This window comes from Pseudomonas sp. s4, assembly GCF_046764235.1.
GTDB lineage: Bacteria > Pseudomonadota > Gammaproteobacteria > Pseudomonadales > Pseudomonadaceae > Aquipseudomonas > Aquipseudomonas asiatica.
Genome location: NZ_CP177209.1, coordinates 4,579,528 through 4,597,033, shown reverse-complemented (window position 1 = coordinate 4,597,033; position 17,506 = coordinate 4,579,528). Strand labels below are relative to the sequence as shown.

General features: G+C 51.1%; 16 protein-coding genes. 5 read left to right on the top strand and 11 right to left on the bottom strand.

Annotated elements, in window-relative coordinates; all coding sequences use genetic code 11:
• The first annotated feature begins 66 nt into the window (after positions 1–66).
• The gene (locus ACK56M_RS21345; protein ID WP_411959032.1) at positions 67–648 is read left to right on the top strand and encodes a hypothetical protein; all 582 of its coding nucleotides are present in this window, start codon (positions 67–69) and stop codon (positions 646–648) included.
• Between the two features lie 196 nt (positions 649–844).
• Here ACK56M_RS21345 and ACK56M_RS21340 read toward each other — a convergent pair whose 3' ends face one another.
• The 9 genes from ACK56M_RS21340 to ACK56M_RS21300 form a co-directional block, all read right to left on the bottom strand.
• Positions 845–1,147, bottom strand: coding sequence for a hypothetical protein (locus ACK56M_RS21340; RefSeq protein WP_411959031.1), 303 nt, complete (start codon positions 1,145–1,147; stop codon positions 845–847).
• 191 nt (positions 1,148–1,338) lie between these two features.
• On the bottom strand, positions 1,339–2,319 hold the full coding sequence (locus tag ACK56M_RS21335) for an IS5-like element ISPpu18 family transposase (protein ID WP_058178368.1): 981 nt from the start codon (positions 2,317–2,319) through the stop codon (positions 1,339–1,341).
• 379 nt (positions 2,320–2,698) lie between these two features.
• Positions 2,699–3,094, bottom strand: a complete 396-nt coding sequence (locus tag ACK56M_RS21330) for a hypothetical protein (RefSeq protein WP_411959030.1) — start codon at positions 3,092–3,094, stop codon at positions 2,699–2,701.
• A 343-nt stretch (positions 3,095–3,437) separates the two neighbouring features.
• Positions 3,438–3,764, bottom strand: coding sequence for a hypothetical protein (locus ACK56M_RS21325; protein WP_411959029.1), 327 nt, complete (start codon positions 3,762–3,764; stop codon positions 3,438–3,440).
• 84 nt (positions 3,765–3,848) lie between these two features.
• On the bottom strand, positions 3,849–5,831 hold the full coding sequence (locus ACK56M_RS21320; RefSeq protein ID WP_411959028.1) for a DUF3732 domain-containing protein: 1,983 nt from the start codon (positions 5,829–5,831) through the stop codon (positions 3,849–3,851).
• The gene (locus ACK56M_RS21315; protein ID WP_411959027.1) at positions 5,815–6,321 is read right to left on the bottom strand and encodes a three component ABC system middle component; all 507 of its coding nucleotides are present in this window, start codon (positions 6,319–6,321) and stop codon (positions 5,815–5,817) included. The genes ACK56M_RS21320 and ACK56M_RS21315 overlap by 17 nt, the downstream gene beginning before the upstream one ends.
• Complete coding sequence (locus ACK56M_RS21310; protein ID WP_411959026.1) at positions 6,318–7,511, bottom strand: ABC-three component system protein; 1,194 nt, start codon at positions 7,509–7,511, stop codon at positions 6,318–6,320. The genes ACK56M_RS21315 and ACK56M_RS21310 overlap by 4 nt, the downstream gene beginning before the upstream one ends.
• 236 nt (positions 7,512–7,747) lie before the next feature.
• Positions 7,748–8,353, bottom strand: coding sequence for a hypothetical protein (locus tag ACK56M_RS21305; protein ID WP_411959025.1), 606 nt, complete (start codon positions 8,351–8,353; stop codon positions 7,748–7,750).
• Complete coding sequence (locus tag ACK56M_RS21300; RefSeq protein WP_411959024.1) at positions 8,343–9,473, bottom strand: ImmA/IrrE family metallo-endopeptidase; 1,131 nt, start codon at positions 9,471–9,473, stop codon at positions 8,343–8,345. Before ACK56M_RS21300 ends, ACK56M_RS21305 begins: the two co-directional genes overlap by 11 nt.
• A gap of 586 nt (positions 9,474–10,059) precedes the next feature.
• Between ACK56M_RS21300 and ACK56M_RS21295 the strand changes: the two genes are divergently transcribed.
• Both ACK56M_RS21295 and ACK56M_RS21290 read left to right on the top strand, forming a co-directional pair.
• The gene (locus tag ACK56M_RS21295) at positions 10,060–11,295 is read left to right on the top strand and encodes a DUF4427 domain-containing protein (protein ID WP_411959023.1); all 1,236 of its coding nucleotides are present in this window, start codon (positions 10,060–10,062) and stop codon (positions 11,293–11,295) included.
• A gap of 90 nt (positions 11,296–11,385) precedes the next feature.
• The gene (locus tag ACK56M_RS21290; RefSeq protein ID WP_411959022.1) at positions 11,386–11,751 is read left to right on the top strand and encodes a histone-like nucleoid-structuring protein, MvaT/MvaU family; all 366 of its coding nucleotides are present in this window, start codon (positions 11,386–11,388) and stop codon (positions 11,749–11,751) included.
• Between the two features lie 41 nt (positions 11,752–11,792).
• Here ACK56M_RS21290 and ACK56M_RS21285 read toward each other — a convergent pair whose 3' ends face one another.
• On the bottom strand, positions 11,793–14,183 hold the full coding sequence (locus ACK56M_RS21285) for an AAA family ATPase (protein ID WP_411959021.1): 2,391 nt from the start codon (positions 14,181–14,183) through the stop codon (positions 11,793–11,795).
• 162 nt (positions 14,184–14,345) lie between these two features.
• Positions 14,346–14,717, bottom strand: coding sequence for a carboxymuconolactone decarboxylase family protein (locus ACK56M_RS21280; RefSeq protein ID WP_411959020.1), 372 nt, complete (start codon positions 14,715–14,717; stop codon positions 14,346–14,348).
• 192 nt (positions 14,718–14,909) lie between these two features.
• Here ACK56M_RS21280 and hmgA point away from each other — a divergent pair, with 192 nt between their 5' ends.
• Together hmgA and fahA are read left to right on the top strand one after the other, a co-directional pair.
• Positions 14,910–16,199, top strand: a complete 1,290-nt coding sequence (gene hmgA, locus ACK56M_RS21275; protein ID WP_411959019.1) for a homogentisate 1,2-dioxygenase — start codon at positions 14,910–14,912, stop codon at positions 16,197–16,199.
• A 3-nt stretch (positions 16,200–16,202) separates the two neighbouring features.
• The gene (gene fahA, locus ACK56M_RS21270; protein ID WP_401344932.1) at positions 16,203–17,498 is read left to right on the top strand and encodes a fumarylacetoacetase; all 1,296 of its coding nucleotides are present in this window, start codon (positions 16,203–16,205) and stop codon (positions 17,496–17,498) included.
• Positions 17,499–17,506 lie beyond the last annotated feature (8 nt).

Genomic DNA, 17,506 nt, shown 5'->3' with positions numbered 1-17,506 from the left:
CTGGGCACGCCAGCTGTGCTCAAGGTCACCCCCTGCCTGAAATGCAGGTCAAGCAAGGAGCTGTAAGTGATAAAATTTGAGTACCTGAAATTCTCTGGCCACCTTGACGACATCCGGGTCTTCGAAAGTTTTTCCGATAATGTCCAAGTCATTATCAAACTGGATGATGTGCTAATTCCGAACTTTCGCATGCCTACAAAAATATTTGAGGGGCTGGAGAAGGGCGAGCATTACGAATTCTATGGCATGGTACAGAACTCCAAAACTAAAACAAAAAATAAGGGCTTCGTATATGCTGTAAAGACTGCTAGTGGTGACGTCATCGAGGTGCCGAGCCTGCGGTATACCGCGCAATTTGGCATTTGGGCGAACGCAGCGGTAATTTCCGCAGTAGCTTTTGTTTTGGCTTGGATCGCGTTTTTCTTTGGCCTGGGCTCGATTGTCGATGATTATCATTATAGCTCTGTGAATGGGTTCGCAGAATATGCGGGAGATGTAACGCGTTGCGCATTTACTCTTGCCTGTTTAATTGCGGCATTTTTTGTAGGGATGGGGATTAATCTTTTCTATAAAACTACCGTGCTTGAAACGTGGCAGTCGATTGCTCCTGCAAGGCTAGTAGAGCGATTCAGTAAGTTGCATCGCTGATTTGGGTGACCCTTCGGGTACGGCTGTCGTAAACCGAGCCCAGTTAAACTGGGCTCGGCCCTTCGGGCTTCCATCCTCACCTCTACGGCCATCGTGGCCTGCGCGCTCCGCTTGCCTGCGGCAGTGTGAGGTTTCTGCCTAATACACGTTTACGACATTCTTGGCTGCGTGTTGTGCTTGTTACTTTCCTGTAGGCTTAGTGTCTGACTAAATACAATGTTAATACGAGCCAGACAGTTACCGCTATTGTAATTGCAGATGCGATTGCTAATACCTTTCTCTCAATGTCTCGTTCGGCTAAGCCGGTGCCTACTCTTGTATTCGACTCTTCATCAATTTTTTTGAAAAAACTGCGGCTGCCTTTGTTTTCGTTGAAAATGCTATGGTAAATATGGTTTCCAGTAAGCGTGTATAGAAATACTCCAGACACCAACAAGGTTACAGCGAAATACTGCTCATTGTATATGCCGTTTGCTGCAATGAATCCAGCAGCACCCATTGCTGTGTCCGAAAACAACCTGGATACTGAGTAAAAAATTTTTAAGGAAGGTCTGAAGTAGCCCTGTATTTCCGGTCGACTTCAGCCCTCGCTGCTTTTGAAAGCGGGCCGTCGATCAAATTCGACCAGGTAACCCGCTCAGTTCTCCGTTTTTGGCCGCCGCGAGCACCTCGCAGCAGCCATTTTCCGCATTACAGGTGCACCTTTCCTGCGGTAGTCAGCAAATGTCGGCGCGCCATCCATAGGTTCGACAGCGCGAACAGCGTCACCAGCTGAGCGGTGTTCTTGGCCAGGCCACGGAAGCGCACCTTCACGTAACCGAACTGGCGCTTGATCACTCGAAACGGGTGCTCGACCTTCGCTCGCACTTGTGCCTTGGCCTTCTCGATCTTGCGCTTGGCTTTGTACAGGGCGCTGCGTTTATCGAGCTTCTTGTAGGTGCTGCGGCGTGCTGCGACCTGCCAGATCACTTCGCGGCCAGCATGTTCGGGGCGCTTTTCGACGCCGGTGTAGCCGGCATCGGCGCAGACGACGTTCTCGTCACCGTGCAGCAGTTTTTCGACCTGGGTGATATCCGCCACGTTGGCTGCCGTGCCTACCACGCTGTGTACCAGCCCCGACTCATCATCCACGCCGATGTGCGCCTTCATGCCAAAGTAATACTGGTTCCCTTTCTTGCTCTGGTGCATTTCCGGGTCGCGCTTGCCGTCCTGGTTCTTGGTCGAGCTGGGCGCGTGGATCAGTGTGGCATCGACGATAGTGCCCTGGCGCAGCGACAGGCCGCGATCCCCCAGGTAGCCATTGATTACGCCGAGGATGCCGGCTGCCAGCTCATGTTTCTCCAGCAAGCGACGGAACTTGAGGATGGTGGTTTCGTCGGGAATACGCTCGAGGCTCAGCCCGGCGAACTGACGCAGGATGGTCGTCTCGTAGAGCGCTTCTTCCATGGCCGGGTCGCTGTAGCCGAACCAGTTCTGCATCAGATGGATACGTAACATGGCCATCAGCGGATAGGCTGGACGACCACCTTCACCCTTTGGGTAGTGTGGCTCGATCAGGGCAATCAATCCCTTCCACGGCACCACCTGATCCATCTCGATCAGGAACAATTCCTTACGGGTCTGCTTGCGCTTGCCGGCGTACTCGGCGTCGGCGAAGGTCATCTGCTTCATGGAAAAACTCGGCTGGCGGGATCGGCGTATTTCACCAGATTCAGGAAGTCTTTTTCAGACCTTCCTTAAAGGCTTTTCTTTGAGTCGTGTATATCCGATAAGTATGCAGCAAATTAGCATGATTAGGGTGCTGATTACTGCGCCGTATGTAATGTTAAGGTAGGTTGAGTTTGCTTTTACAAACTCTATTGTTAGTTCGGAAGGAGATAGGAAAATGAATGTAATACTTACAATGAGCCAGGCAAAAAATGGATGCGGGCTGACGCGGTCGAAGTGATCTTCTATGAATTTCATGGATGATTTTATAATTTTAAACATGTGGATGCAGAGTGGCCTGGTTTATTTTGGTTGCAGTTGTCATTTTCCGTTGTCTGTGCCGTTACTTGAATGGGCATAGCAGTCGGTTCGAACTCTCGATCCCATCTGAGATGTCTGACTGCTTTTGCCATGTAAGTCGCGCAGACTCTGGCTGGGGTATAAAATCTAAACGGAAGAAAATATTTCTTTTCTCCGCAGTAAATAGGTTTTCTACGACAGGCACATATTTGTCGTGCGTAAGTTTGTTGTCTTTGTAGTCATAGTCGGCAAATGTGCCAGCGAGCAAGTCCGGAATTCTGATGAGTGAGTCGTACCACATTTTGCCTTCAGTCTCTGGCACTCCGAACGTGATTTCGCCACGGTAATCATTTTGGGAGTTAAGAGTGATGGTGTAGTGGAGGTGTTCTGTGCAAGTGAATAGGTAGTTGCCAATTTTGTCGTGTTTGAAGCTCAGCATTGCGTCTCTATCCGAAAACCATCCAATTAATTTTGTGTTAATGCGGGAGGTTATCTTTGCCATGAAATAGGCGGCAAGTGTTGATACTACTTCGATGTCTCTGAATAGTTTATAGTTTGGTGCGGGGGAGTTAATTATTTTTTGTACGGCTTTGAATTTTTTGATGGACTGTATGTAGTCGGATTGGCGCTCGGGCGTAGTTCTACACCAAATTTCAAGTTGTGCAATAATCGAATTAATTTTTGCATTGTGGTATGAGCGCTCGTCGCTGTGTAGCTTCCTGTTTTTGTTGAGCTTTATGCATATATTGAAGATTGGCCCATTGGAAAGAAACTCTAAGAATTCACCGCTGACTTCTCTTGTTTTTTTTTATATCGACAGGGGCCATTCTATCAATTGTTGAGAAGATTTTTTCTATATCGGCATCGCCAGGGATTATGGAAAAGACCACGGTGTCATTCGGCTTTTTTTTATCGCCTATTACATAGTCGGAAACAATAATCCATTTTCTTACGTCAGAGTAGCTCTCCAGGTAGTCAGCTAGCAGCTTGTCGCTGCTTTTGGAAAATGTTTCGTCAAGGTGGAATAGAAAGTAATTGATGGGGATGCCCACCTGTTCATTTCGGTCGCCGAGATGATCGTATTGCTTTTTTATTTCGTTTAGGTTCATAAGTTGGTATTAGTTATTTGCAGAAATAATAGCTCATTTGAGAGAAGAAGGCCGGTTGCCTTCTTCAGGATCAATTTGATAGACCTATACCCAGGTGGAAGGGATCAACCCATCACCTTTCTTGCTCCAGGATGCGGCAGAGTGGGTGTGTGGTATTCCGCTCCAGATGTCCTTGCCAGCGTGCTCCAGCACGATGATCTGGAGGCCGGCATTTGTTCGTTTGATCGCTTCCCCCAGCACTTCAAAGATTCGTCGAGTGGCGATCAGATCCTCAGTTCGGTGTTCTCGAAGCGTAGCGATGTCTGAGTCCAAGGCGTTGGCTCCTTGATCGCTGCTCGGGAAATAGACCTGGCTGGGCTGGTCTATTACTAGGAAGCTGAGAGGCGGCAGATGCTGATTTTCCTCTTCGAGAAGGTACTCGTGGATGCCTAGGAACGCGGCAATGTGGTAGCCCATCCAGTTCGCGCCGCTCCCGACTTCCCAAAGATAGTCGAATTGCCTGAATTCTTTGTCGAATCGAATGGTCAGTTCCTTCCGATCCAGCTTGAGGACAGAGTTCGCCGCTCCTTCAAGGTTGCCGAAGGTATCTGCGTAGTGCTCTATAAGTTCTCCGACTTTCTGATCGACGTAATTTTCTCGGGCTTGACGATTTGTCTTGCTCATGACCCTGTCGAGGTCATTGATCTTGCTGCTTACGACCTTCATGCGTTCAGTGATGGCTTCATCAGCAGAAGTCTGTCCGATCTTTTTCAGGACTTCAGAGATCGTCCCCGCCAGGTAATAAATTTCACCAACGGCATTTCGCAGCTTCTCGTCCTCTGCCAGGATCGCATTCTTATCTGTGCGGATGCCATGGAGCTTCTTTTCCTCTGCAGCAAGGTTTCTCTTAAGTGACGAGAGCTTGTTGTCGAAGGCTGGGTTCTGCTCAAGGATATCGGCTACCCGAGTGATCTGATTTACTTTCGTCTCCAGATTATTGATCACCAAACTCATGCTGTCAGAGGGAGAACCGCAGGCAACACACTGTCCTCCTGGTTCGAAGCTTTTTTTCAACCAATTCAAGCCGACCACGTGATTTTTTTCTAGGTTTACAGCTTTGACGAACTGCTGACCGCTTTGGGCGAGGCTGGTGTAGCCGCTTATTTCTTCACCAAGGTCGTCGACAACGCGCTGCTGTTCAGTTTCCTTCGCTACTGCTGCATTAAAACGCTCGTTGATGTGAAGGCGTTTGGGTTCGACAAGGGTCTGTTCAAGGCGCCTGTCCTTATACGCCTGTACTACCGATCTAAGCTTGGCAATTTTGGAGTCAAGGATATCTGGAATGTCTGCATCCAACAGGCCGATCTCGATGCACTTGTCCAAGTTGCGGTCGACTTCGGTTTTCCAGTGAGCCTTAGATTTCTCAACGACTATGAGTTCCTTTTTGAGGCTCTCGAGCTCCTTGTTTGCCTCATCACGTCGACGTTCATTCATCACGTACTGAGCATCTACGATGCCCAGAGCATATGGCATCGCTCGAATCAGTTTTTCGCGGTGAGTCCAGGTGTCAGCCTTGAAGAAAAGGGTGTTGGGGTTGGCAACGATGTGCTGTGGCAGAAAATTGAAGGCAGCCAAGTCCCTGAACGATGTACGAGCATCGAGTGGGCTGGGTTTCTCAGCGTCTGAATGAGGTAGGTCACTCACCCGAGTCAGGTTGTTGAACTTGTCTTTGAAAATTGCCCTGGTGGTCTTGGTGGGCACGATTTCTGGGAGTACCCCGGTAAACGGCTCAAAGTAGTAGTCGTTGGATGGGGTACCATCTTTTGGCCCCTTCCGAGCGATCAGCCAGGTTTCACCTCGTAAGGTAACCTTGAGGCCGAACCACATGACCTTGTTCCGGATGACGCCAATCGGGATCTGACACTTTGTCGACCCCAAGGCGTAATCGATAACGTGCAGGATCGACGATTTACCGGTGCGGCTGAGGCCGTGAATGATGTTGATCTTTGACTTTTCAAATGAGATCTCTTGGATCTCGTTATCCTGGTTTCTGGGCCAAAGAACTACTGAGTCAATGTGAAATTTCATTGGAAATACCGAAGAAAAGCTTAATAAGGGTCGGGGTGTCGACCCCGGCGTACCAATTGGCCAAGCGGTTGACAGTCGACACCATCTCCTTAGGGAGGGCTGACTTTGTGCCTTTTGGCCAGCGGTCGCTGAGGTTGCTGAAGACTGGGAGATCATTTTCACGCTGGGTGACGGCCAGCAGTTTCGTGGATACGGCGAGGTTCAATCCCTGAACAGTCACTGCTGCTCGAGATGCCACCCGCTGCTCCAGGTCAACCTTCAATTCAGGCGCCTCGCGTAGAACGGCGTCCAGCTTGGATCTGGCATTACGGCTACATAGCGATCCTCGCGATGCCTCGTCCCAGACAAATGGGAGAACGAGCTTCAGTTTCATGAGGTCGAGAGGATGCTCTGAAGCCTCCAGTTCGTATTGCTGAACGAAGAGCACCAGTAAGAAGCATGAGAGAGAGCTGTTGTGGACGATGTATCTGTCCAAATAGGGCCGGTTCAAGGTTTCTTGCCTTCCGTTGGGTGCCAGTGAACTGGGTGATTGGTACCGTCGTCGTTGACCTGATGGTGGTAGGTGCCTAGATACAGGTAGCGATGGTTCGATTTGAGCCGGCCTAGCTCGATTGTGAATTTCTCCGGAGAGGTGGTCGCCAGATAAATCTTTTTGTGATCAGCCTTGGAAAAGTCTTCGAGTGGGATCTCCGCATCGTTCGAATAGACCTCCCGGAGGTTGTCCCAGCGGTCACGCAGCATTTCTTCAAGATCGTCAAAGTGCTGAGGGAGAATCTTCCCTTTGAGCAGCAGCCTGGAGCGTTCTGCGTACCCGCCCCAATAGTGACCCAGCTCTTTTTCGATGGATCGCTCCATGATCCCCAGCTCTTTGAGCTGAGCAATAAAGGGCAATTGAAGCTCGCGGTTGAGCTCAATCAGCTCCCTATAGCCAGTATCCTCCAGCTTTCTCGCCGTCCAGGGTTCGCTGAGGAATTTGTCAAAGAGAATCTGCTTGCGGTTGAAATAAGGCTGTGCCGTCGTCCAGAACGGTTCTTTACGCCGCCACGACTCAAGTGCCGCGTTGAACAGATGTCCTGAAAGGCTATCCAGAATGATCTTCTTATGATCATCCAGCCCGTCTGGGAGCTGGAGGGCTGTGTACATCGCCTCAGTGATAGAGTCTGACCCTAGCCTGTGAATCAACTCGAAACGAGTGATGACGTAGGCTAACGACTTGTCATCAAAAGCCGTCACTTTGTCTGCGATCTCCGCGACAGCGCCGGTCATAGTCAGGGCTTGGGCACGAAGGTGAGAGATTGCTTCGGCCACACTTTCAGTGCTCGAGGCGGCTGAGAGTCTATGAGCTAGGCTGCCTTCGCTAACTGAACCATTAGTAACGAGCATGAAAAGGAGCTCTTGATGGCTCCATTGCGATTGCTCAAGCTTGTCCAGCCAGTTCTTGAGGGTGTTCCACAAGTTCCGGCTGCTGTCCTGCAGCGGATTCTTGGCTGCGAGGGTTAGCTTGTCCTGCTCCTGAATGGAAATTGTTCCTGTCGCAGTAGGGATGATCTCTTCAACATCATCAGCTGTTTCGATTCCGAACAGAGCGTCCCGATGGCTGCTATGAAAAATTCTGTAAAGCGCACGCTCGAACTGATAGCCGAATCCGGCAATGCTTGCGCTGGCTTCTGTGTTGTCCATGGTTCCTTCTCTTGGAAAATCGCACTGGGCGTCCTGTAGCGCGGTGGCGAAGCCTTAACCAGCGCCAGCGAAGGAATCTACAATTATTAGTGGCATTGAGCCACCTTTCGGGCTGGATTGAGATGCCTCGGACTGGATATTTAACGTAATAGATAGGTTTACTGTATCTATATACAGTTCCGGGCGATTGCCAATTGTGACTACTACGTTCCAGTTCACCGAGTTCATTTTCTTCGTCACTCGGCAGGGGCTGCCGGCGTAGGAGGAGGTAATACGATGTTTAGTTTGCATTGCAATGCCATGGAGTATGCAGTGGTCAAATGCGTGGTAAGCGAGCCCCCCATCTCAGCGTGTTGCGACAGCACCGTCTGGTGGTCGGCATCTGTTAGGGTGTTGTTGAAGATGAGCCAGGAGTGCAGATGCGGCGTGGTCTGAGTGATTGAATTCGCAAGGCTTTCGGACAGAGCTCGCGCCTTGAGGTCGTCAGTTATGAAGGCTTGGCGGATTCTGCTGGCGAAGGCGATTGATGACAGTTCGCCCTTCCCCAGCCTTCGGCGACTTTCGAGATCAGCAATGGCCTGAAGATCGTCAATGCTGCAGGAGTGAGAGGCGAACTTGCCCCTTGTTTGCTCACGTTTAAGACGCTCCCTGAGCTCAAGATCAGCATCCGTTGGAGATGTCCGTGGCTTGACCAAGCATTCGTACAATACAAAGCCTGTGATGCAGAATTCGCACCTGGCCTCCTGAGCTCCAGCATACAGCCTACGTGATGACAAAATATTCCAAACCGAGCAGGTGTCGGCGACGTTGATCTTGTGGAACCGGGATGGATCAATGGCCATGAATTTTCCTTCCATACAGGGACGCAAGTGCGTTCAACTCTCCATAGCTGCAGAGGAGTGCTTCAGCCAAGCGGCCAAGGCTGATGACGCCTTGACTATGTGCATCTAGGCAGAGCGTCACGTAGTGATGGGACAGCCCTCGCTCGAGCAAGGCTGCCTTTCTCTCTCGTTGTTGCTGCGTCAGGCTTTCCGGCAACTCAGGATCTATTTTTGCTTCCCTCGGAACGCGGTAGCCGCGAATGCGTCGACTGGTCTCTTTGTCGGTTCGCTTAGCCGCTATCAAGGCAACCCCGAGGGCGTCACAACTGACTCGGAACTTATTGGCCCAAGATTGGGCATCATCCTGAGTCCAAGCGCTGGGGTCAGGAAGCTTGCTGATCGTTTCGGGTGGCATCAGATAGCAGGAGGCAAATCTATTGGCGCGCACCTCCCTGATATCCCTGTCTCCAGGGATGGTCACACTGGGGCCGTCGGCGCTATCAAAAATGCAGTGAGCCATCTCGTGAGCCGCACTGAAACGCTGTCGGTACACATCCTCGTTGTAGTTGACCAAAATGCACTTGCCTGCGATTGGGTGCATCACGAATACGCCAGAAATTTTGGAGTTTTCCAGCCTACGACGAAACACATGCACACCGACCGAGCGGAACTCTGTATAGATATCTCGGGGCACCTCCCGATCTGAGTGCCCCATGAACTGCCGAAATGCCTTAGCGGCCTCTTCAGCATGCCCCACGTAATAGTTTCCCTGTGGACTGAAAGCGAATGGTCGTGGGCTTGCTCGAAGCTCTTGGGTAAGAAACTCTTCGGTCTCACAGAGATACAAGAATTCTTGAATCGCCGCACGATCTTCCTTAGAGAACTCACTCCCGTGGGCCCGGTAGAGCGTCTCCGTTTGCTCAAATGGGGCGAGCTCCTCGTTCGAGATGAAAAATTTAAAATCGCAGCGGTAGTAATCGGCGAGAATGAGTACCTCATCCCCAGTGGGCTCTTGAGCTCCCAACTCGATTCTTTTGAGGCGTTCGACGTCGATGGCCACGGCCTTAGCGACCTCGTCCACAGAGCGTTGGAGCTGATTTCGGTACCGCTGAAATTTATCGCCTAATGCCTGGAGATTCATGCGCTGGCTCACTTCCTAGTGGCAGTATTCGAAGTGATCATAGCTCGGTTAGCCGGTAAGCGAGACGGCTGTGGGGAGGTGTAACCAGATTCGCGGCATGAGAGCAGTAACATTGATCACAGTCACTCCAATAGCATATACGCAGCCTGAACACCTTGAGGGCTGTCCTCAAAAACCAGGCACTGTCGCGGCTCGACCCAAGCTCCTGTGCTGCTCGCGGGAACAGATCAAGGATACCTTCATCAGCAAATTCGCTATCGACTCCTGTAATCGCTCCATATCTCTAATATCCATGGTTTACATGTAAACTATTAAATAGGTGCAGCCAAAAAAGGTGGTGTTTATTCGGGATTTTAGTTTGTGTGACGTTTTATATGTTGTGCGTCAAATCTCATTGGTTTCGTTAATAAGTCAATATTAGAGAAATTGTTTCTCGATACTATTAGTTTGGGCTTTGGGTGGTGTTTTTTCTTCGTTGTGAACTTGCGTGGCTCATCTATCAGGTCTATGTTTGATTTGCGCTATTTGACTAAAAATCCCTACTCCCAGGGCGGGGACTTCCATGTCCAAAGAAAGGTAATCGGAGATGCGTAAAAAAATCGACTCTCGCACTACGCCTCGGATAGCCCATTATTTTCGTGATGTTGACCTGCTTGGTAACTCGTGTCCTGAGTTCATCCCAGAGGCTTTTTCATCGAACTGTTGGTATGACGGTGAGCAGTGGCCGGCCCATTTTCTTCAGCGGGTAGCGGTACGCCTCAACTACATCTGGGCGACCTACGGGGTACGAGATGGCGAACGGACGGTACATGGCTCTCATCCAGCGGTTTGCTGCTCCAGCTTCCAAATAGCTGACATCATTGCAGTCAAGGAAGGTGAGCCGCCCCAAGCAGGGGCCGCAACGCAGTACGCCCTGACTTTCCCGTTGGCGGTGGCCGAAAATGGCGGCTTTAAAAGGGTTGCTCATTGGTCTCAAGGCCAAGCGTATCTGCAGGACGGCACGCCACTTGAGCTCAATGGTCGGGAGGTTGTCGAAAATCAGTTCAGGTATGTCAGTGCCCAGCAGAATCTGCCCAACCAGTGCTCAGAATGGCGCTGGCCGTATCCTCATAATTACCGGCGGGCCATTGCGAAGATCAACGCAAAGGGCTTAGTAGGAACAACGATCCCTGGTCTTCAATTGACCCACAAGAAATGGTCGGGGATTGGGGTAGTGGTTCCCACCATGGTGGAGGCGCGGAGGCTGCAATACGATATCCTCTCGTTGATCGACCGCGAGGTCGTTTCCGACACTCATTTCGATCACATCCTGGTATGCGAAAAGCTCCCATCGAATGTGGGCGGATTTGACACCGAACAGCTACAGGCAGTCTTTTCCTCGGCGTGCTTCGATTTCAAGTCGTGTCTCAAGGTGTCTGATCTCATGGCCAAGAGCATGCAACTCGATTTCTCGAGTCGTGTCTTGATTCTCGAAGGTACCACTCCCAAAGGGCCCACCCACGAGGTTGGAGGGTGCTGGCTCTGTTTCCAAGACAATACCCACCCCTACGTCCGGGCTTTGGTCAAAGCTGGCCGGGTCAAGGTCAATAAGCAGGGACGATATATGGCCTCATTGGATGAACTGGACACCCGCAGGGATCTTCGTGAGCGGCAAGGAATCGCCCAACAGCTCGCCAAGGAGCTGCGAGAGCAGCATGGCATTGAGAGCTCATTCTTCAGTGTTTTGAACTCGCAACGACCAGACGATCTACCGTTTTTCTCCGGTAGGCCATGGGGAGGCTCATATTTCATCACGGATTCACCAGATGGCGATGATGAGTAAGCACACCTTATGCAGCGGGTTAATTTGACTGGCACTCCATATACTGAGCTATATTGATCGCCTTATCGTAATGCAACCACAGGATAACCCATGTCTCGTCTCGCTGAATTCCGTCGTCTGGAACAACAGTTGGCTCAGCAGCTCGCTGAGCTTGAAGCCATGAAAGGCGATTCTGCAATCAAAGCCGAAATGGAGTTTGAGGAAAAGCTGCGAGCTTTGCTCGGCGAGTATGGTTACAGCTTGCGAGAGGTGATCAACATCTTGGATCCGCAAGCTAGCAGTCGTCGTCATGCTCCTCAGGTTCATGAAAAATCGACTCGCAAGCCTCGGGAAGTCAAGGTCTACAAAAATCCACACAGCGGTGAGGTGGTGCAGACCAAAGGCGGCAACCACGCCGTGCTGAAAAACTGGAAAGCTGAACACGGTGCTGAGGTTGTGGAATCTTGGCGCCAGTGATCGTAGTGTAGGCCTCGATTGAGGCCTACACTGGCACACCTCTATCCCACTCTTTCAGGTTCACCGATGCTTTTTAGTAGCGAATTGTACTGTTCGGGATCGGCTGCGTAAATTTTATCAAGAACATAGTTGGCCAGTTTAGGTATTTCAGGTATTTCAACTGGCTTTATGCTCCTATCAAAAATTGATTCAAGATGAGATAGCTCATTGTTCAGGCGGTTGGCAAGTGCAACAGCTGTATCATCGTTTCCAAAGAATTTAGAGATTCGCTCCAGGGAATTGTTCTGGTCATCGTGATGAGGGTATTTGTAGAACAAGAACGCCTCGAGGAATTTTCTTAAATTATTGCCGAAGGAGTAAAAAGGCTCATGCTCAGTATGAGCAAGGTCTTGGTTTCGACATTTGTAGATTTGATGGAATAGGTAATTGAACTCGGTGATGTAGTTTTTTAGATACGATGGCATCAGCAGTATGTTGCTGCCGACACCGCTGCGTTCGATAATGAAGTGCTGGTTCCCACCGTTTTTATCGTTTGGGATAGATATCTTTTTCAGGTACTTAAGGAAGTCTAGATTGTGCGTGGATATGAACAGTTGCTTATATCGATATTTGTTTGATCCGTCTTCGTTTTTCTCTGGGCGAGCAATGAGGCTTTCAATAAGGCTGTATACGAAGAATATATGGTTTCCGTCTAGGCTAGATATTGGGTCGTCAATGTAGACGATTAGTTCTTTGCCCTTGGTGTTGGTCTCTTCAAGCTTTGCAACGAAATAGCAGAAAGCGATTAGGCTGCATTCTCCTTCGCTTAGATTGTAAGCGGATTTGCCGTCCCTGGTTATTTCAAATTTAATGGCTTTGCTTTCAGTGTTGTCTACGGCCTCTAGCTTAATCCCATCATGCCCAAAAAAATGACTAAGTATGGCGTTAACTCGCTCGGCACCTTTTCGTTCATCTTTTAGCTTGCTTTTGAGGTCGTCGATTTCCTTTTCGATCTGTGCTATTTCAGTCTTCAGGCTGTTCAGTTCTGTTGAGCATGTGTCTGCCGTAGTCTTTAGCTGGCTAACTCGGTCTAGCCCTTTCTGGTATTCAATGATTCCTATGAAGGAATAAACGTCGGACAGGCGAAGCTGCGTTATTGCCTCGGACTTCGCCTTGTCAAGGGTTGTTGTACTCTTGTTATTTTCTTTAATGGTCTCATTGATCGACTGAAGGAGTAGGGGGATGGTCTCTGGATTGTGGGCCGGCTCAGGGGGGAGTACGGGCTTAAACAAATTTTTCTTGCGTTCTCCCAGCGCAGTTTTCAACAGTTCAAGGTCTATGGTGTAGATTTTAAGCGCGCTTTTGAGACTGTCCAAAGATTGTTCATAGCTGGCTCTTTGTATTGAATAGAAATCTTCCGGCGCGGGGAGAATGATACGAGCTGTAGCGGCTATCTCAATTTCAATAGAAGCTATCGACTGGTTTAGCTTGGTCTCCAGGGCCTCAGACTCTTCATTAAAGTGAGCAGCCAGGACGTCCCAGATGTCATGAGGTAAATCTTGCCGGCAGAAAGCACAGGACTCACGTGAGCCTTTATGTAGATCGACACCTTGCTTTACCCAGCTTTGCAGAGAATTGTTGTCTAAAAGCTCTTTAATAGGGCTGGTTGGAGTGACCTTACTGATGAGGAGCTCTCGACATGAATCCAGTATTTTTTTGTATTTCAGCTGGGGTGCTTGTAGCTCAGGTATGTCTGCAAGAGCTTCTTGTTTTAACAGTCCGATTTTAGAAGTCCATGCGTCTGGATTCAATGGTGTGAATCCGACCTTTTGGACAGCCGTAATGTCCTTTCGGATGCTTTCCATGTTGTAGTTCGCAGAGCCATAGGTGCGATTCTTCTTGATTTTATCATTCGCATGTGTTCGCAACTTGCTTTCAAGGTCATCTTTGGCCGTGCTAAATGCCAAGGAAGCCTTGCCTGACTCAACCTGTTTGACGGCCTTAGAGTGGTGAAGGCCAGTATTGGTTTCCGGTTTGCCTAGCTGCGCTTCGAGAGCAGCGATTTTTTCATCAATCTCTTTGTTCAATTCGCCAACGATTGCAAAGGTTTTAATTTCGCCATTTGCTTGGTCGATCAAGAAGCTCAGATTTTCGCTCACGAAGTCTCGGTTGTATACTCGGACTTCATAGCTGTGGGACGCCAGGGCTGTGTGAGCGACGTTTCCTGAATCACCGTAAAGGGTAAAGGAGGGGGACGCGTAATTTGTTGGTAGCTTTCCTGTTTCCAGTGTTCGAAAAATGCGGGAAAGAGTTGTTTTTCCAGAATAGTTCCTGCCGTAAATTATATTAAGTCGCTTAAAGTTCTGAACATTTCGACCTGTATCCCTCATTGCTGTTCGCCAGACCAGCCCGTTGAAACTTCCGAAACTATTAACGTCGATTTGAGTGATCATTCATTCGGCTCCTTTCCGTCTGCTTTATCAACGCTCGACAACGCCGTTCGAGTGTAGCGCAGTGCCATCATCACGGATCGGAATCGGCCTTCTGGGCGAGGTAGCTGCTTGGCATACCCCTAGTGCAGCTCCCCTAGATGGTTGCAGCTCCACCAAATCTGATCACTTGAACGAGTCGATGACCTCCTGCGCAGCCCGGAAAGCCTCAGCGGACGCAGGAACGCCGGCATAGACCGCGCAGTGCAGAAGCACCTCCCGAATCTCCTCCTCCGTGCACCCATTGTTCAAAGCGCCCCGGACGTGACCTGCCAGTTCGTGAGGCGCCCTCAGTGCCGTCAATGCGGCCAAGGTGATCAGGCTTCGAACCTTCAAGGGCAGCCCATCTCTGGCCCACACGCTGCCCCAGGCGTGCTCGTTGATGAACTCCTGCAGAGGTTCTGTGAATGGCGTGGCGTTGGCCATGGCCCGCTCGACGAATGGCTCGCCCATGACTGTTGTTCTGATCTCAATACCCTTCTTGTTTTCGGTGTTCATCGCGACATCCACGCCTTTATCGAGGAGGGCTCCCGCTGGAAGCCCCGGATTCTGGGGACTTGAGAATACCACTTGACCGAATTAATCCAAGGGGATTAATGTTCCGTAATCGGATTACGAATAGAGAAACTGGTTCCCTTGGCCGACCTGGCCAGGGGCTCGCACAACAAGATGAGTTCGTCTGGAGGATCCATGAGCGTCGATCTGCAGTACCAATCAGGCTTTGGCAATGAGTTCAGCAGTGAGGCGCTGCCCGGCGCGCTGCCGGTAGGGCAGAACTCTCCACAGAAAGCGCCTTACGCTCTCTATGCAGAGCTGTTCTCGGGTACGGCTTTCACGATGCCACGATCCGAATTGCGCCGTACTTGGATGTACCGAATTCAACCGTCGGCCAACCATCCAGAGTTTGCTCGTTTGCCTCGCCAGATTGCAGGGGGCGGCCTGGGCGCTGTTACTCCGAACCGTCTGCGCTGGAACCCACTGCCGTCGACCGACGTTCCTGTAGATTTCGTCGATGGTTTGGTATGCATGGTTGCTAACTCGGCCCCCGAGAAGCCGGCAGGCATCACGGTCTACAGCTATTTTGCGAACCGCTCGATGGAGCGTGTGTTCTTCAACGCTGACGGCGAGCTCCTGGTAGTGCCTCAAGCTGGTCGGCTGTTGATCACCACTGAGCTCGGCAAGCTTCAGGTTGAGCCTCAGGAGATTGTTGTCCTGCCACGTGGTCTGAAATTCCGTGTAGAGCTCCTGGATAGCACCGCGCGCGGTTACATCGCCGAAAACCACGGCGCGCCTTTGCGCATTCCAGATTTGGGGCCTATCGGCAGCAACGGCTTGGCCAACCCACGCGATTTCCTGGCTCCTGTAGCGGCCTATGAGCAAGCGAATGGCCCAGTCACGCTGGTACAAAAATTCTTGGGCGAGCTGTGGGGTTGCACGTTGCAGCACTCACCGCTGGATGTGGTGGCCTGGCATGGCAATAACGTGCCTTACAAATACGACCTTCGTCGCTTCAACACCATCGGCACCGTCAGCTTCGACCACCCCGATCCATCGATCTTCACTGTTCTGACTTCGCCGACCAGCGTTCATGGTATGGCCAACCTGGACTTCGTGATCTTCCCGCCACGCTGGATGGTGGCCGAGAAAACCTTCCGTCCACCATGGTTCCACCGAAACCTCATGAACGAGTACATGGGGCTCATCACCGGTGAGTACGACGCTAAAGCAGATGGTTTCCTTCCAGGCGGCTCGTCGCTTCACAGCTGCATGAGTGCCCATGGCCCAGATGGCCCGACCTGCACTCAAGCAATTGCTGCCGAGCTGAAGCCGGCCAAAATCACCGACACCATGGCCTTCATGTTCGAAACCAGCCAAGTGTTCCGACCTAGTCGCTATGCGCTGGAAACGTCGCAGCTGCAGGCTGACTACGACTCCTGCTGGGCCTCTATCCCTACTACCTTCAACCCGGAGAAACGCTAAGCAATGTCAGCTCAAACAACCATTCAACGAAGCTGGGTTGAGTCCGCAAACGGCCACTCTGATTTCCCACTAGAAAACCTTCCGCTTGGCGTATTCAGCCATGGAGATGATCGAAAACGAGTCGGTGTGGCAATCGGTGATCTCATCCTGGATCTGCAGGCACTGAAGTCGACGGGCCTGGTGGCCGGAGATGCCCTGCGAGCGATAGACGCTGCAGAATCTGGCGAACTGAATGCGTTGTTTGAGCTTGGGCGCGGTGTGCGTGTGGCCTTGCGTGAGGTGCTTCAATCGTTGCTGGTTGAAGGGGCGGAGCATCGGCATGTGGTTGAAAAATGCCTGGTCGTCTCGGCGGAATGTGTCATGCACCTGCCGGCCCGTATCAACGACTATACCGACTTCTACGTAGGGATTGAGCATGCGAAGAACGTCGGCAAACTATTCCGTCCCGATAATCCATTGCTCCCGAACTACAAGTACGTGCCCATCGGTTATCACGGTCGGGCGTCGACTATTCGTCCATCAGGCGTAGAGGTGCAGCGGCCAAATGGACAGACCCTTCCTGCAGGTGAGTCGAAACCTGTGTTTGGGCCGTCGAGCCGTTTGGATTATGAGCTAGAGATTGGCGTCTGGGTTTCTAAAGGCAATCGCCTTGGTGAGCCCGTATCGATTTCAAACGCTTCAGAGCACATAGCTGGCCTGTGCCTTTTGAACGATTGGTCTGCGCGTGATGTTCAGGCATGGGAGTACCAGCCTCTTGGGCCGTTCCTGTCCAAGAGCTTCATCACCACGATTTCTCCTTGGGTGGTCACCCTGGAGGCTCTGGAGCCGTTCCGTCGCCCGCAGCCCAAACGTCCTTCGGGAGATCCGGAGCCACTGGCTTACCTCTTGGGTGAAGCTGATCAGGCCCAAGGTGCATTTGATATCGAGCTTGAAGTCCTGATCCAGAGTGAGCGGATGCGTAGCGAAGGTCTTGAGCCTCAGCGCCTGACCCTCAGCAACACGCTCAGCATGTACTGGACTATCGCTCAAATGCTGACGCATCACACCGTCAATGGCTGCCAACTGCAGGCCGGTGACCTCATGGGGTCTGGGACATTGTCGGGTGCTGAGCCTGGACAGTTCGGAAGCCTGCTGGAAATTACCGAAGGGGGTAAAAAGCCCGTCGTGTTGAGCTCTGGTGAGGAGCGTCGCTTCCTTGAAGATGGTGATGAGATCTTCCTCAAGGCCCGGTGCACCCGGCCTGGTATGGCGTCCATTGGCTTCGGCGAATGCCGAGGCAAGATCATCAAAGCGTGCTGAGAAACTGA

Bases quoted from the DNA above. Each gene is read 5' to 3' on its own strand.
- ACK56M_RS21340 (WP_411959031.1), bottom strand. From the start codon at position 1,147: ATGGGTGCTGCTGGATTCATTGCAGCAAACGGCATATACAATGAGCAG.
- ACK56M_RS21335 (WP_058178368.1), bottom strand. From the start codon at position 2,319: ATGAAGCAGATGACCTTCGCCGACGCCGAGTACGCCGGCAAGCGCAAG.
- ACK56M_RS21330 (WP_411959030.1), bottom strand. From the start codon at position 3,094: ATGCTGAGCTTCAAACACGACAAAATTGGCAACTACCTATTCACTTGC.
- ACK56M_RS21325 (WP_411959029.1), bottom strand. From the start codon at position 3,764: ATGAACCTAAACGAAATAAAAAAGCAATACGATCATCTCGGCGACCGA.
- ACK56M_RS21320 (WP_411959028.1), bottom strand. From the start codon at position 5,831: ATGAAATTTCACATTGACTCAGTAGTTCTTTGGCCCAGAAACCAGGAT.
- ACK56M_RS21310 (WP_411959026.1), bottom strand. From the start codon at position 7,511: ATGGACAACACAGAAGCCAGCGCAAGCATTGCCGGATTCGGCTATCAG.
- ACK56M_RS21305 (WP_411959025.1), bottom strand. From the start codon at position 8,353: ATGGCCATTGATCCATCCCGGTTCCACAAGATCAACGTCGCCGACACC.
- ACK56M_RS21300 (WP_411959024.1), bottom strand. From the start codon at position 9,473: ATGAATCTCCAGGCATTAGGCGATAAATTTCAGCGGTACCGAAATCAG.
- ACK56M_RS21295 (WP_411959023.1), top strand. From the start codon at position 10,060: ATGCGTAAAAAAATCGACTCTCGCACTACGCCTCGGATAGCCCATTAT.
- ACK56M_RS21290 (WP_411959022.1), top strand. From the start codon at position 11,386: ATGTCTCGTCTCGCTGAATTCCGTCGTCTGGAACAACAGTTGGCTCAG.
- ACK56M_RS21285 (WP_411959021.1), bottom strand. From the start codon at position 14,183: ATGATCACTCAAATCGACGTTAATAGTTTCGGAAGTTTCAACGGGCTG.
- ACK56M_RS21280 (WP_411959020.1), bottom strand. From the start codon at position 14,717: ATGAACACCGAAAACAAGAAGGGTATTGAGATCAGAACAACAGTCATG.
- hmgA (WP_411959019.1), top strand. From the start codon at position 14,910: ATGAGCGTCGATCTGCAGTACCAATCAGGCTTTGGCAATGAGTTCAGC.
- fahA (WP_401344932.1), top strand. From the start codon at position 16,203: ATGTCAGCTCAAACAACCATTCAACGAAGCTGGGTTGAGTCCGCAAAC.